The following is a 13,571-nucleotide window of genomic DNA, read 5'->3' on the forward strand; positions in this document are numbered from 1 at the left end:
GTCGATGGGTGAACTCGGCGGTCTAGCGTCGGGCGTCCGGCTGGAGGTGGTGCCATGGCGGGGCGGATTGGGCGGATGGGTCGCATGGGGCGAATAGGCAGGTGGGGGCTGGCCCTCGGTGTTGGAGGGCTGTGGTGGTGGGCCGTGATGCGGCTGGCGTTCGCGTCGGACGCCGGCGTGCTTGAGGGGGCGGTCGCGGCCGGCGGGTGGGGGCTGAGTCTGCTTCCGGTGCACTGTGTGCCGAAGGGGCGTGCTGCGGGGGCGGCCGGGTCGGATCAGTGGGCGCGGCGCGTTTCGGAGGTCTGGCGGAGGTGGCGGGGGCCGCTTCTGGGGCGCGGGGAGTCTTCCTGAGGCGTACGCCGGCGCAGACCGCGCGTTTCCGCAGGGCTTCGGAAAGCTTGGAGGGCTTGGGTGGGCCTCGCGGGGGGCTTCTGGGAGGGCTCTGGAGGGGGCGTGTGTCGGTTGGCGCCGGGCATGCGTCGGGGTGGGTGCGGGACGTGCGTCGGCGCCTCGCTACCAAGGCATTGCCACGCCCCCGTTGGGGCGGAGGATCTGGCCCGTTGTGAACGACGAGGCGTCGGAGGCGAGGTGCAGGACCGCGTGGGCGATGTCCTGCGGCTCGCCGACCCGGCCCAGTGGTGACATCCGGGCCATGAACCCCTCGGTCCGCGCCTGGGCCTCGCCGTCATGGCGGTCGGTCATGGGCGTACGGATCCAGCCCGGCGCCACCGCGTTGACGCGGATGCCGTGTGGACCGATCTCCGTCGCCAGGGTCTTCGTCAGCTGGACGACGGCCGCCTTCGCCGCGCCGTAGCAGAGCAGGTCCGGCCCGCCGGTGTCGACGGCTCCGGACGCCATCGTGATGATGCTGCCGCGCGTGCCTGACGCGATCATCGAGAGGGCCGCCTCCTGGCAGGCGTACAGAACACCCTTGAAGTTGACGCCGAGTACGCGGTCGAGGTCCTCGTCGAGGGTCTCCAGGACCGGGCTGCTGTGCATGATCCCGGCGACCGCGGCCATGACGTCCAGGCGCTCACAGGCCGCGACCGCCTCGTTGAGCTGGGCGCGGTCGGTGACGTCGAGGGGGTGCGAGTGTGCGGTCCCGCCCGTGTCCTTGATGAGGGCCGCCGTCTCGTCCAGGCCCTGGGCGTCGCGGTCCGCGCAGTGGACGGTGGCACCCGCCTCCGCGAGCAGCACGGCACTGGCGCGGCCGATACCGCTTGCGGCGCCGGTGACGAAAGCGGTGCGTCCGGTGAGGTCGTACGCCGTGACGGGCATGAGGGGACCGTACGAGGGTTTCTGACGGGTCGTCAATTGGTCGTGCGTGGCCGGTTGCGCGCGGTGCCGTTGGTGAGGGGTGTGGGGTTGGTCGGGGCGTGGGGATGGTCAGGGGTGTGGGGATGGGCCCGGTTGGCAGGTCGGGCACCAGTACGTGGGGCGCTCGCGGGAGCCGTTGCCCTGGTTCGCGGTGCGGATCGAGGTGCGGCAGCGCAGACAGGGGCGGGGCGCGCGGCCGTACACGTACAGGTTCTGGTCGCGGCGGCCTGTGGTGCTGCGGGCCGGGCGGTCGCGGTTGGCTTCGAGGAGCTTCCTGGCGAGGGCGGGCAGCCGGGCGGCGTGTTCGGCGGGGAGGTCGCCGATGGGGAGCCAGGGGGTCGCGCGGAGCAGGAAGCAGAGCTCGCTCTTGTAGATGTTGCCGATGCCGGCGAGGTTGCGCTGGTCGATGAGGGCCTCACCGAGGGGGCGGGCCGGGTCGCGCAGGAGGTTCGTCAGGGCCTTGTCGGGGTCCCAGTCCGGGCCCAGGAGGTCGGGTCCGAGGTGGCCGACGACTAGGGCCTCGTCGGTGGTGCGGAGCAGGTCCAGTACGGGGAGCCGGTAGCCCACGGCCGTGCGGTCGGCGGTGCCGAGGATGACCCGGATCTGGTGGCCCGGGCCGCCGCTCCAGCGCTCGCCCGGGGCGTACACCTTCCAGGAGCCGTCCATCCGAAGATGCGAGTGCAGGGTCAGACCGCCCTCGATACGGGTGAGCAGGTGCTTTCCGCGCGGTGTTACGTCCAGGACCGTGCGTCCAGTGAGGTCGGCCGTGGCGTACTTGGGCACCCGGAGGTCGGAGCGGGTGAGCACATGGCCCGCGAGCGCGGTGTGCAGGCGCCGGGCGGTCTGCCAGACGGTGTCTCCTTCGGGCATGGGGTCCAGGGTGGCATGGGGCGGGCGGGGTGTCTTGTGTGGTGGGGATGGTTCGGGAGGGGGCGGGCTTGCGCTGGGCGGGCTGCTTTACGCGCGGAGGCGCAATCCTCGTGGGGTCGCGTGGAAACCGGCTCCTTCCAGGAGGGTGCCGAAGGCGGATGTCAGCGCGGAGGCGCCGTTGACCCGCTCCACCGTGACCGTGCCGAGGGATCCCGCGCGGGCGGCCGCTGCAAGTGCCTCGGCGGCTGTGCGCAGGCGTGGGTCGTGGAGCGGGGAGTCGTCTGGAGGCGAACTGTCGGAGGGAGAGCCGTCATGGGTGGACGGCCAGGCCAGGAGTGTCTTGCCGCCGCGCTCCATGTAGAGGGTCAGCTCGCCGTCCACCAGCACGACCAGGGAGCCCGCCTTGCGGCCTGGCTTGTGACCGGCGCCGGTGGGGGGCTCGGGCCAGGGGAGGGCCGCGCCGTAGGCGTTCGCGGGGTCGGCGGCGGCCAGCACGATCGCGCGGTTGCCGTTGCCCGCGCGGGTACGGGAGGAAGCGGGGCCTCCGGGGAAGGCCTGCGGTGCCGTGCGCGGGGTGTCGGCGTAGGAGGGCGGATATCGGTGGTCGGAGCTGGGTGTCGGGGCGCCGGGGAAGGGTGGTCCGGAACCGTCGCGCAAGGAGTACGGGTCGTTGTCTGACCCGGGAGCGTCGGAGGCAGGGAAGGCGGTTTCGCCCATGTCGGCGAAGGGGTCCGGGTGTTCGGTGGGACCGTCGGCGTGGCCCGGTGGGCGTGCGCTCGGGCGGCCGCCGGGCAGGGGCATGCCAGGGAAGCCGGGCTCGGGCAGGGCCTCGCCCCGCTCGCGGGCGTTGGCCGCCGCGCGCAGCCGGTCCACCGCGCCGTCCATCGCGAACTGGGCGGCGCCGAGCCCCTCCACCACATAGCCGCGGCGGGCCTGGCCGCTCTCCTCGAAGGCGGACAGGATGCGGTAGACCGCGGAGAAGCCGCCCTCCACACCCTCCGCGGCGACCGCGCCCCGGGTGACCACGCCGTGCCGGTCGAGCAGGGTACGGGCCAGGGCGTGGGCGCGGACCGTGGCGTCGGGTTCGAGACCGGGGAGCAGGGACCAGCGGCCCGCGACGGTCGGCGGGCCCGTCCGGGACTGGGGGCGCGCGGCGGCCGTCAGGCTTCCGTACCGTCCACGGGGCACTGTGCGTTTCGCGCGGTGGGCGGTGGAACCGGCGGTGCGGCCCGAGCCGAGGAGCGAGCGCATCGGGCCGAGTGTGTCGTTCGTCAGACGGCCCGACCAGGCCAGATCCCAGATGGCGTCGGCGAGTTGGGGATCGGTGGCGTCGGGGTGCGTGGTGGCGCGGATCTGGTCGGTGATCTGGCGGAAGAAGAGGCCGTAGCCGCCGGAGAGCGCGTCCAGGACCGACTGGTGGAGCGCGGTCAACTCCAGGGGATGCGGGGGTGGCAGGAGGAGGGGAGCGGTGTCCGCCAGGTAGACGGACACCCAGCCGTCCTTGCCGGGGAGTGCGCCCGCTCCGGCCCAGACGACCTCTCCGGCGGCGGTCAGTTCGTCGAGCATCGCCGGGGCGTAGTGCGCGACGCGGGACGGCAGGACGAGCTTCTCCAGTGCCGACGCGGGCACCGAAGCGCCCTGCAACTGCTCGATGGCGCGCACGAGTCCGTCGATGCCGCGCAGGCCGTGCCCGCTGCCGAGGTGCTGCCACTGCGGCAGGAACTGTGCCAGCGCGGCGGGCGGCACCGGCTCCAGCTCTTGGCGCAGCGCGGCCAGCGAACGGCGCCGCAGCCGGCGCAGAACCGTCGCGTCGCACCACTCCTGGCCGATCCCCGCCGGGTGGAACTCCCCTTGTACGACGCGACCGGCCGCGGCGAGCCTCTGCAGCGCCCCTTCGGTGACGGCCGGACCCAGGCCGAAGCGGGCCGCCGCCGTGGTCGAGGTGAACGGGCCGTGCGTGCGCGCGTACCGGGCGAGGAGGTCGCCGAGCGGGTCCTTGACCGGTTCGGTGAAGGCTTCCGGGACGCCGACCGGCAGGGCTGTGCCGAGCGCGTCGCGCAGTCGGCCCGCGTCCTCGATCGCCGCCCAGTGGTCGGACCCGCCGATCCGGACCCGGATGGCGCGGCGGGCCGAAGCCAGGTCCCGGGCCCACTCCGCTTCCGCGCCGCGCTCGGCCAGTTCTGCGTCGGTGAGCGGGCCGAGCATCCGCAGGAGGTCCGCGACGCCTTCGGCGTCCTTGGTGCGGCGGTCCTCCGTGAGCCACTGGAGCTCGCTCTCCAGTTCCGTCAGGACATCGGCGTCCAGGAGCTCGCGCAGCTCCGCCTGGCCGAGGAGCTCGGCGAGCAGACGCGAGTCCAGCGACAGGGCCGCGGCACGGCGCTCGGCGAGCGGGGAGTCTCCCTCGTACAGGAACTGGGCGACATAGCCGAACAGCAGTGACCGGGCGAAGGGGGACGGCTCCGGTGTCGTGACCTCGACGAGCCGTACCTTGCGGGACTCCAGGTCGCCCATCAGTTCCGTGAGGCCCGGTACGTCGAAGACGTCCTGGAGGCATTCGCGGACCGCTTCCAGAACGATGGGGAAGGAGCCGTACTCACTGGCCACCTGAAGCAGTTGGGCGGCGCGCTGGCGCTGCTGCCACAGGGGGGTGCGCTTGCCGGGGCTGCGGCGCGGCAGGAGCAGGGCGCGGGCTGCGCATTCGCGGAAGCGGGACGCGAACAGTGCGGAGCCGCCGACCTGGTCGGTGACGATCTGATTGACCTCCCCCTTGTCGAACGCGACGTCCGCCGCGCCCACGGGGGCCTGGTCCGAGTCGTACTCCGTACCCAGCTTGGCGGGTTCCTGGTCGAGCAGGTCCAGGCCCATCAGGTCGGCGTCCGGGAGGCGCAGGACGATGCCGTCGTCGGCGTGCATGACCTGGGCGTCCATGCCGTACCGCTCGGAGAGGCGGGCGCCCAGTGCGAGGGCCCACGGGGCGTGGACCTGGGCGCCGAACGGCGAGTGCACGACGACCCGCCAGTCGCCCAGCTCGTCACGGAAGCGCTCGACGACGATGGTGCGGTCGTCCGGGATGTGGCCGCAGGCCTCGCGCTGTTCGGCCAGATAGGACAGCACGTTGTCGGCGGCCCAGGCGTCCAGGCCCGCCGCGAGGAGGCGGAGGCGGGCGTCGTCCTTGGGCAGCGATCCGACCTCGCGCAGGAAGGCGCCCACCGCGCGTCCCAGTTCGAGCGGACGCCCGAGCTGGTCGCCCTTCCAGAACGGCAGCCTGCCCGGCACGCCGGGGGCGGGGGACACCAGGACGCGGTCGCGCGTGATGTCCTCGATGCGCCAGGAGCTGGTGCCGAGCGTGAAGACGTCTCCCACGCGGGACTCGTAGACCATCTCCTCGTCGAGCTCGCCGACCCGGCCGCCGCCCTTCTTGGGGTCGGCGCCGGCGAGAAAGACGCCGAAGAGGCCGCGGTCGGGGATGGTGCCGCCGGAGGTGACGGCGAGGCGCTGGGCGCCGGGGCGGCCCGTGACCGTACCGGCGACGCGGTCCCACACCACACGCGGCCGCAGCTCGGCGAAGGCGTCGGAGGGATAGCGGCCCGCGAGCATGTCGAGCACCGCCGTGAACGCCGACTCCGGAAGTGACGCGAAGGGCGCCGCGCGGCGGACCGTGGTGAGCAGGTCGTCGACCTGCCAGGTGTCGAGCGCGGTCATCGCGACGATCTGCTGGGCCAGCACGTCCAGGGGGTTGGCGGGGATGCGGAGGGACTCGATGGAGCCGGTGCGCATCCGCTCGGTGACCACGGCGGCCTGTACGAGGTCGCCCCGGTACTTGGGGAAGACCACGCCTGTGGACACCGCGCCGACCTGGTGGCCCGCGCGGCCCACGCGCTGGAGGCCGGAGGCCACGGACGGCGGTGACTCGACCTGGACGACGAGGTCCACCGCGCCCATGTCGATGCCGAGCTCCAGGCTGGACGTGGCGACCACCGCGGGCAGGCGGCCCGCCTTCAGGTCCTCCTCGACGAGGGCGCGCTGCTCCTTGGAGACCGAGCCGTGGTGGGCGCGGGCGATGACCGGCGGGGCTCCTTGGGCCGCGCCCGAGCCGCCCATCAGCTCGGCCGGTGCGTGGTGCTCCTCCAGGGGCTCGCCGGTCGCCCTCTCGTACGCGATCTCGTTGAGCCGGTTGCAGAGGCGCTCCGCCAGGCGGCGGGAGTTGGCGAAGACGATCGTCGAGCGGTGGGACTGGACGAGGTCGGCGATCCGCTCCTCGACGTGCGGCCAGATCGAGGGGCGCTCGGCTCCCGTGTCGGAGTCCGCGACGGGGGAGCCGCCGAGCTCGCCCAGGTCCTCGACGGGCACGACTACGGAGAGGTCGAATTCCTTGCCGGACGGGGGCTGGACGATCTCGACCTTGCGGTGGGGGGAGAGGTAGCGGGCGACCTCGTCCACCGGGCGGACGGTGGCAGAGAGGCCGATCCGGCGCGCCGGCTTCGGCAGCAGCTCGTCCAGGCGCTCCAGGGTGAGGGCGAGGTGGGCGCCGCGTTTCGTGCCCGCGACCGCGTGGACCTCGTCCAGGATCACCGTCTCGATGCCCGTCAGCGCGTCGCGCGTGGCCGACGTGAGCATCAGGAACAGCGACTCCGGGGTCGTGATCAGGATGTCCGGCGGGCGGGTGGACAGTGCGCGGCGCTCGGCGGGCGGGGTGTCGCCGGAGCGGATGCCGACCTTCACCTCGGGCTCGGGCAGGCCCTGGCGCACCGCCTCCTGCCGGATGCCGGTCAGCGGGCTTCGCAGGTTTCGCTCCACGTCGACCGCTAGGGCCTTCAGCGGTGACACGTACAGGACCCTGCAGCGCTTCTTCGGGTCGGCGGGGGGTGGGGTCGAGGCGAGCTGGTCGAGGGCGGCCAGGAACGCTGCCAGGGTCTTGCCCGAGCCGGTGGGGGCGACGACCAGCACGTCCGAGCCCTCGCCGATGGCTTGCCACGCTCCGGCCTGGGCCGCGGTGGGCGCGTCGAAGGCACCCGTGAACCAGGCACGGGTTGCTTGCGAGAAACCGCTCAGGGCTCGGTGTGCGGAGCTGACCATGCGTCCATCCTGCACCCGGGCACTGACAACGGGGCTGACCTGCGGAGGGATCGATTGCGGGGGATCGGCTGCGAGCCGGTGGTTCGCTCGCATGCCTTCGTTGTGGGTCGGGGACGGCCCGGGGGTATCCGTCCTCGGTCTGGCGCGGAATCGGTTTGCCTTCACGGGAGCTCCAGTCGACGCGCCATCCGCTGCGGGCGGACACCCCCGGACCGTCCCCTTCGACCGTCCGGCGGCTGCGGGGCGTGGGGGCGTGCCCGTCTCGTGTTTGCCCCGGTGGCGGAGAATGGTGGCATGGCTGGAGCTGGGAAGGAGCGGGCTCGGCACTGGCGGTTTGCGGAGTTGCCCGGTGTCGATCTGCTGCGGGCTCGGTATGTGCAGAAGACCTTTGTCCGGCATACGCATGAGAACTTCGTCATCGCCGCCATCACCGATGGTGTCGAGGTCTTCCGTCACGGCGGGGCGGATCAGTACGTGGGGGTCGGTTCGCTGGCGTTGGTCAATCCCGATACGGCGCACACGGGGCGGGCCGGTGTTCCCGAGGGCTGGCGGTACGGGGCCGTCTATCCGTCGCCGGAGCTGGTTGCGGAGATCGCTGCCGAGACCACCGTTCTCCGGGGTACTCCGGGGTTCGTGAGTCCGGTTCTCGATGATCCGTATGCCGTGATGCTGGTTCATCAGGTGTTGCGGGCCGCCGAGGAGGGCAACGCGCTGGCTGCCGACACGTTGTTGCGCGTTGCCGTGACCCGGTTGCTGCGGGTGAACGGCGGGCCGCTGCCGGAGCGGGTCCTGCGGACTGCGGGAGCCGGGGTTGCGGCACGCGCGCGTGCCGTTCTTGAAGAGCAGATCGTGGAGCCGCCCACGCTGGAGCGGCTCGCCGGCGATCTCGGTACCAGCCCCTTCGCGCTGTTGCGCGCCTTTCGGGACGCCTATGGCATGCCCCCGCACGCGTGGCTGACCGACGTCCGGGTACGGCGTGCGCGTCGGTTGCTGGACTCGGGCATCGCGCCCGCGGAGGCGGCCGTCGCGGTGGGGTTCACGGATCAGCCGCACCTCAATCGGCACTTCACGCGGATCGTGGGCGTGCCGCCGGGCGCGTATCAGCGCGAGCGCAAGAACGTACAAGAACCGCGGCGGGAGATTCTCGTACCGTCCGGGGCGTGGCAGAACATGCAGCTCTCGCAGACATACGCAGTGAAGACGGCGGAAAACCCGACGCCGCCGTCGTACGGGACGCCCTCGGAGTCGGGGTTGCCGTCGGACTGTCCGGTTTCGCCTTCGGGGTGACCTCGGCGGGCAGCGGGCTCACGCTGCTGCAGACCTGCGCACTGAGCCTTCTGGTGTTCACCGGCGCCTCCCAGTTCGCTCTGGTGGGGGCGCTGGCCGGCGGGGGCAACCCGTTCACCGCCGCGGCGGGCGCGTTCTTCCTGGGGGTGCGCAACGCCTTCTACGGGCTGCGTCTGTCGCAGTTGCTGGCCCTCCCGCGCGCGGTGCGGCCGTTCGCCGCCCAGTGGGTCATCGACGAGACCACGGCCGTGGCCCTTGCCCAGCCCACGCGGCGCAGCGTGCGGATCGGCTTCACCGTCACCGGGCTCACCCTCTACGTGCTGTGGAACCTCACCACGCTGCTCGGCGCGCTGGGCGCCGACGCGATCGGCGACACCGACGCCTGGGGCCTGGACGCGGCCGGGCCAGCAGTCTTTCTGGCGCTGCTCGCGCCCATGCTCAGGACCACCATGGAGCGGGTCGTCGCGGGGCTCGCGGTCGTCCTGGGGCTCGGGCTGTTGCCTGTCCTGCCTGCCGGCGTTCCCGTCCTGGTGGCCGCGCTCGCCGCCCCGGCAGTCCTGTGGGCGGAAGGGCGCCGCCAGGCGCGTACCGAGCCGGTCGAAGACGACGACACTGTGGGGGAGGGGCGTTGAACATCTGGATCGCGATCGGCCTCACCGCCGTCGGTTGCTATGCCGTCAAGCTCATCGGGCTGCTGATTCCTGCGGGTCTGCTGGAGCGGCCGCTCGTCCAGCGGCTCGCCGCTCTGTTGCCCGTCGCCCTCTTGGCCGCCCTCACAGCCCAGCAGACCTTCGCCGACGGCCGCGTCCTGGTGCTGGACGCGAAGGCAGCGGGGCTTGCGGCGGCCGCCGTGGCGCTGCTGTTGCGTGCCCCGTTTCTGCTGGTCGTCGCTGCGGCCGTGCTTGTCACGGCGGGGGTGCGGGCGATGGCCGGATGAGGAGGGGCTGGGCTGGGGAGGGGCGGGCTGAGGAGGGGCACGCGTGTGTGTGCCTCCTGATCAAGGTTCCGTCGGCGATCGGCAGCGGATTTTGGCGGCCATTGGCTTGGACAGGTCTGCGAGCGGGATGGGCGGCGACGTCATCCGACGGGCAGTCCATAGGCCCGCAGGGTGCGCAGGGCCTCGATCGTCACGATCGGGCGTGTCTCCAGGGCCGTACTCGGTGCCCACGGGCGTCGGCGGCTCGGCCAGCCGCCGTCCTCCTGCTGTCGGCTGACCAGGAACTCCAGGGAGCCCGTCATCTCGGCGTCGGTGAACCACGCGCGCGCGAGTGAGGCCGGGGTCTTCGCGTAGTCGTACGGGAAGTGGTGCTCTCCGGGCGCGTAACCGGGGGCCACGGGGAACGCGTCAAGACGCGCCGGGTCCAGCGCCGCGAGCCGGTGTTCGCGCACCAGACGGCCGAGCCGGTCGGCGGCCGCCTCCGCGCGCGGGCGGTCGGGTGCCGAGTCCAGGAAGGCCACGGCCGCCCCGATCTCGTACGGATGTGACTTGTCCAGGGACTCCACCGCCTGCCAGCAGAAGTCGGTGGCCCTGAACAGCCAGGCGTGCCAGACCTCGTTGCGGTGCAACAGGCCGACCACGGGTCCGGTGGCGAGGAGTTCGCTGGGCGGGTCGTCGGCGATCGGCAGGAAGGGCGCCGCCGGAAAGCCGCGCTGGCTGGGATGGATCGTCGGCAGGGCCCCGTCCTGCGTCGACACGGAGGTCAGATAGCGGCACATGCGCTCCACCCGCTGCCCGCCGCAGCGCCCGATCGAGTCCAGGACGCGCAGTGCGTGCCCGGTGTGCAGGGGCTGGCTGACCGGGCCGCGCAGATCGGGTTCCAGCGCGTGACCGTACCCGTCGTCCTCGTTGCGGTAGGCGGACAGCGCGGTCTCGACCGCGTCCGCACCGCCGCCCAGGAAGTGGTATGCGAAACGATGCTGCTCCAGCACGCGCGCGGTGAGCCAGACGAAGCGCTCGGCGCGGGCGAGGGGGGTGTGCGCCGGGGGCGTCGGGGGGAGTGGGGATGCTCCTGTTTCGGCCATGCGTCAGACCGTAGGACGGAAAGCGTTCTCGGCAAGCGGTCCCGGCTCGGGCCCACTCTCAGGGGCGGGATACTGGAGTCATGCGGTTGACGGTCTTCTGGCAGCGAATGGCGGATCACTTCGGAGCGGGGTACGCCGACACCTTCGCGCGCGACCACGTGATGTCGGAACTCGGCGGGCGCACGGTGCGGCAGGCGCTGGACGCGGGCTGGGAGGCGAAGGACGTGTGGCGCGCGGTGTGTACAGCGGTGAACGTTCCCTACGAAAACCGCTGACGGGCCACGAAGATCCGGGGGCGGGGGCCGATTGTCGGAGGCGTGGGCGAGACTTGCTCCGTGGCATCGACAGATGAGACCGCGCACGTCGGTCAGCAGGCATCCCCGCTCGGCACGACCCCTCCCAGGCCCCCGGCCGGGAGCGCGGCCGAGACGGGTGCCCGCATGCCGCGCTGGCTGCCGAGGGCCATGGTGCTCGCCCTCACTCTCATCGCCTGTTTCCAGCTGGGCAGCTGGGCCTTCCACGAGCTGACCGGGCTGCTGATCAACATCCTGATCGCGTTCTTCCTGGCGCTCGCCATAGAACCCGCGGTGAGCTGGATGGCCTCGTACGGCATGCGCAGGGGCCTGGCCACCGGGATCGTGTTCCTCTTCGTGATGATCGCGAGCGCGGGCTTTGTCACGCTGCTCGGCTCGATGCTCGCGGGCCAGATCATCGACATGGTCGAGGACTTCCCGAAGTACGTGGACTCGGTGATCAGCTGGATCAACACGACCTTCCACACGGAGCTCAGCCGCGTCGACATCCAGGAGGGCCTGCTGCGCTCCGACTGGCTGCGGAGGTACGTGCAGAACAGCGCGAGCGGTGTCCTGGACGTGTCCACACAGGTGCTGGGCGGACTCTTCCAGCTCCTGACGATCACGCTGTTCGCCTTCTACTTCGCCGCCGACGGCCCGCGGCTGCGACGCGCCCTGTGCTCCGTACTGCCGCCCGCCCGGCAGACCGAGGTGCTGCGCGCGTGGGAGATCGCCGTCAACAAGACCGGCGGTTATCTGTACTCGCGCGGGCTGATGGCGCTGATCTCCGGTGTCGCGCACTACATCCTGCTGGAGTCCCTCGGCGTGAACTACGCGCCCGTGCTCGCCGTCTGGGTGGGCCTGGTCTCGCAGTTCATCCCCACCATCGGCACGTACCTCGCGGGCGCCCTGCCGATGCTGATCGCCTTCACGGTCGACCCCTGGTACGCGCTGTGGGTGCTGATCTTCGTCGTGGTCTACCAGCAGTTCGAGAACTACGTGCTGCAGCCCAAGCTGACCGCGAAGACCGTGGACATCCACCCGGCGGTCGCCTTCGGGTCGGTCATCGCGGGCACCGCCCTGCTCGGCGCCGTCGGCGCGCTGATAGCAATCCCTGCGGTCGCCACGCTGCAGGCCTTCCTGGGGGCCTACGTGAAGCGGTACGACGTCACGGACGACCCCCGGGTCCACGGGCGTCGGCAGCGGACCACGGGCACTCTCCTCGCACGCATACGACGCGCGCTGAAGGGGCCCCGGGAAGCGCGGACGGCGCAGGACGAAGAACCCCGCGACGCCTCGTAGCGCACCGACGCGGCGCCCGTACGACCCTGGAAACAGGCGGGAGACACGGCTCGCGACACGCTCTCGTCGAAGCGCGTGGTGCGCTTGACACCAAAATCGAACATCCATTCTGATGGAGGCTCCGGCGAAGCCCGAGACGGGATGTCGACGGGGATTTGGTGGAGAAGCGCCCGAGTTATCCACAGGCCGGACGGGCGTCGGGGCGCATTGTCAGTGGCAGGCGTTAGCGTCTTTGACGTGAAGCGATCGACTCAAGCAAATCGGGTGGAACCCATGGCAGCAGGTACTGACCGCGAGAAGGCGCTCGACGCCGCTCTCGCCCAGATTGAACGGCAATTCGGGAAGGGCGCGGTGATGCGCCTCGGCGAGCGGCCGAACGAGCCCATCGAGGTCATCCACACCGGGTCGACCGCACTCGACGTCGCACTCGGCGTGGGCGGTCTGCCGCGCGGCCGCGTGGTCGAGGTGTACGGCCCGGAGTCCTCCGGCAAGACGACCCTGACCCTGCACGCGGTGGCGAACGCGCAGAAGGCCGGCGGCCAGGTGGCCTTCATCGACGCGGAGCACGCCCTCGACCCCGAGTACGCGAAGAAGCTCGGCGTCGACATCGACAACCTGATCCTGTCGCAGCCGGACAACGGCGAGCAGGCCCTGGAAATCGTCGACATGCTGGTCCGCTCCGGCGCTCTCGACCTCATCGTCATCGACTCCGTCGCCGCCCTGGTGCCGCGCGCGGAGATCGAGGGCGAGATGGGTGACTCGCACGTGGGTCTGCAGGCCCGTCTGATGAGCCAGGCCCTGCGGAAGATCACCAGCGCGCTCAACCAGTCGAAGACCACCGCGATCTTCATCAACCAGCTGCGCGAGAAGATCGGCGTGATGTTCGGCTCCCCGGAGACCACGACCGGTGGCCGGGCGCTCAAGTTCTACGCCTCGGTGCGGCTCGACATCCGCCGTATCGAGACGCTGAAGGACGGCACGGACGCGGTCGGCAACCGCACCCGCGTGAAGGTCGTCAAGAACAAGGTCGCCCCGCCCTTCAAGCAGGCCGAGTTCGACATCCTCTACGGGCAGGGCATCAGCCGCGAGGGCGGCCTGATCGACATGGGCGTGGAGAACGGCTTCGTCCGCAAGGCCGGCGCCTGGTACACGTACGAGGGCGACCAGCTCGGCCAGGGCAAGGAGAACGCGCGCAACTTCCTCAAGGACAACCCCGACCTCGCCAACGAGATCGAGAAGAAGATCCTGGAGAAGCTGGGCGTCGGTGTGAAGCCGGAGAAGCCCGCCGCCGAGCCGGGCGCGGACGCGGCGGTGCCGGCAGCGTCGGACGAGGCCGCGAAGACGGTTCCCGCTCCCGCCGCCAAGGCCGTCAAGCCCAAGGCCGCGGCGGCCAAGAGCTAGTCC

General features: G+C 71.6%; 11 protein-coding genes. 7 read left to right on the top strand and 4 right to left on the bottom strand.

Annotation, left to right across the window (positions count from 1 at the left end):
• Nucleotides 1-84: 84 nt before the first annotated feature.
• A complete protein-coding gene (locus ACFWXQ_RS08050; protein ID WP_383943648.1) occupies nucleotides 85-351 on the top strand; it encodes a hypothetical protein in 267 nt (88 codons plus the stop codon).
• A gap of 162 nt (nucleotides 352-513) precedes the next feature.
• Here the strand turns inward: ACFWXQ_RS08050 and ACFWXQ_RS08055 are convergent, their stop codons facing one another.
• The 3 genes from ACFWXQ_RS08055 to ACFWXQ_RS08065 all read right to left on the bottom strand — a co-directional run bounded on the left by ACFWXQ_RS08055 (nucleotide 514) and on the right by ACFWXQ_RS08065 (nucleotide 7,263).
• Nucleotides 514-1,278, bottom strand: a complete 765-nt coding sequence (locus ACFWXQ_RS08055; protein ID WP_383943615.1) for an SDR family NAD(P)-dependent oxidoreductase — start codon at nucleotides 1,276-1,278, stop codon at nucleotides 514-516.
• A gap of 108 nt (nucleotides 1,279-1,386) precedes the next feature.
• Nucleotides 1,387-2,187 carry an Fpg/Nei family DNA glycosylase gene (locus ACFWXQ_RS08060; RefSeq protein WP_383943618.1) on the bottom strand — a complete coding sequence of 267 codons (801 nt, stop codon included), beginning with the start codon at nucleotides 2,185-2,187 and terminating at the stop codon, nucleotides 1,387-1,389.
• 87 nt (nucleotides 2,188-2,274) lie between these two features.
• Complete coding sequence (locus ACFWXQ_RS08065) at nucleotides 2,275-7,263, bottom strand: ATP-dependent helicase (protein WP_383943621.1); 4,989 nt, start codon at nucleotides 7,261-7,263, stop codon at nucleotides 2,275-2,277.
• Nucleotides 7,264-7,557: 294 nt separating this feature from the next.
• Between ACFWXQ_RS08065 and ACFWXQ_RS08070 the strand changes: the two genes are divergently transcribed.
• The 3 genes from ACFWXQ_RS08070 to ACFWXQ_RS08080 are packed head-to-tail and all read left to right on the top strand — an operon-like array spanning nucleotide 7,558 to nucleotide 9,487.
• Nucleotides 7,558-8,550 carry an AraC family transcriptional regulator gene (locus ACFWXQ_RS08070; protein ID WP_383943651.1) on the top strand — a complete coding sequence of 331 codons (993 nt, stop codon included), beginning with the start codon at nucleotides 7,558-7,560 and terminating at the stop codon, nucleotides 8,548-8,550.
• Entirely contained in the window at nucleotides 8,451-9,182 is a 732-nt protein-coding gene (locus ACFWXQ_RS08075) for an AzlC family ABC transporter permease (protein WP_383943654.1), read from the top strand. Before ACFWXQ_RS08070 ends, ACFWXQ_RS08075 begins: the two co-directional genes overlap by 100 nt.
• Nucleotides 9,179-9,487 (top strand): AzlD domain-containing protein, encoded by a 309-nt coding sequence (locus ACFWXQ_RS08080; RefSeq protein WP_055618726.1) that lies wholly within the window; start codon nucleotides 9,179-9,181, stop codon nucleotides 9,485-9,487. Before ACFWXQ_RS08075 ends, ACFWXQ_RS08080 begins: the two co-directional genes overlap by 4 nt.
• A 140-nt stretch (nucleotides 9,488-9,627) precedes the next feature.
• Here ACFWXQ_RS08080 and ACFWXQ_RS08085 read toward each other — a convergent pair whose 3' ends face one another.
• Nucleotides 9,628-10,572 (bottom strand): hypothetical protein, encoded by a 945-nt coding sequence (locus ACFWXQ_RS08085; protein ID WP_383943625.1) that lies wholly within the window; start codon nucleotides 10,570-10,572, stop codon nucleotides 9,628-9,630.
• Between the two features lie 80 nt (nucleotides 10,573-10,652).
• Here ACFWXQ_RS08085 and ACFWXQ_RS08090 point away from each other — a divergent pair, with 80 nt between their 5' ends.
• From ACFWXQ_RS08090 to recA, 3 genes are all read left to right on the top strand, one after another.
• Nucleotides 10,653-10,847 carry a DUF3046 domain-containing protein gene (locus tag ACFWXQ_RS08090; protein WP_055618504.1) on the top strand — a complete coding sequence of 65 codons (195 nt, stop codon included), beginning with the start codon at nucleotides 10,653-10,655 and terminating at the stop codon, nucleotides 10,845-10,847.
• A gap of 60 nt (nucleotides 10,848-10,907) precedes the next feature.
• Complete coding sequence (locus ACFWXQ_RS08095; RefSeq protein WP_383943628.1) at nucleotides 10,908-12,167, top strand: AI-2E family transporter; 1,260 nt, start codon at nucleotides 10,908-10,910, stop codon at nucleotides 12,165-12,167.
• 273 nt (nucleotides 12,168-12,440) lie between these two features.
• The gene (gene recA, locus ACFWXQ_RS08100) at nucleotides 12,441-13,568 is read left to right on the top strand and encodes a recombinase RecA (protein ID WP_383943630.1); all 1,128 of its coding nucleotides are present in this window, start codon (nucleotides 12,441-12,443) and stop codon (nucleotides 13,566-13,568) included.
• The last annotated feature ends 3 nt before the right edge of the window (nucleotides 13,569-13,571 follow it).

It is taken from the genome of Streptomyces sp. NPDC058697 (genome assembly GCF_042715345.1).
In the GTDB taxonomy this organism is placed as follows: Bacteria; Actinomycetota; Actinomycetes; order Streptomycetales; family Streptomycetaceae; genus Streptomyces; species Streptomyces liliifuscus.

Coding starts and splice junctions, on each gene's coding strand:
- ACFWXQ_RS08055 (WP_383943615.1), bottom strand. CDS start 1,278: ATGCCCGTCACGGCGTACGACCTCACCGGACGCACCGCTTTCGTCACC.
- recA (WP_383943630.1), top strand. CDS start 12,441: ATGGCAGCAGGTACTGACCGCGAGAAGGCGCTCGACGCCGCTCTCGCC.
- ACFWXQ_RS08090 (WP_055618504.1), top strand. CDS start 10,653: ATGCGGTTGACGGTCTTCTGGCAGCGAATGGCGGATCACTTCGGAGCG.
- ACFWXQ_RS08060 (WP_383943618.1), bottom strand. CDS start 2,187: ATGCCCGAAGGAGACACCGTCTGGCAGACCGCCCGGCGCCTGCACACC.
- ACFWXQ_RS08050 (WP_383943648.1), top strand. CDS start 85: ATGGGGCGAATAGGCAGGTGGGGGCTGGCCCTCGGTGTTGGAGGGCTG.
- ACFWXQ_RS08085 (WP_383943625.1), bottom strand. CDS start 10,572: ATGGCCGAAACAGGAGCATCCCCACTCCCCCCGACGCCCCCGGCGCAC.
- ACFWXQ_RS08070 (WP_383943651.1), top strand. CDS start 7,558: ATGGCTGGAGCTGGGAAGGAGCGGGCTCGGCACTGGCGGTTTGCGGAG.
- ACFWXQ_RS08065 (WP_383943621.1), bottom strand. CDS start 7,263: ATGGTCAGCTCCGCACACCGAGCCCTGAGCGGTTTCTCGCAAGCAACC.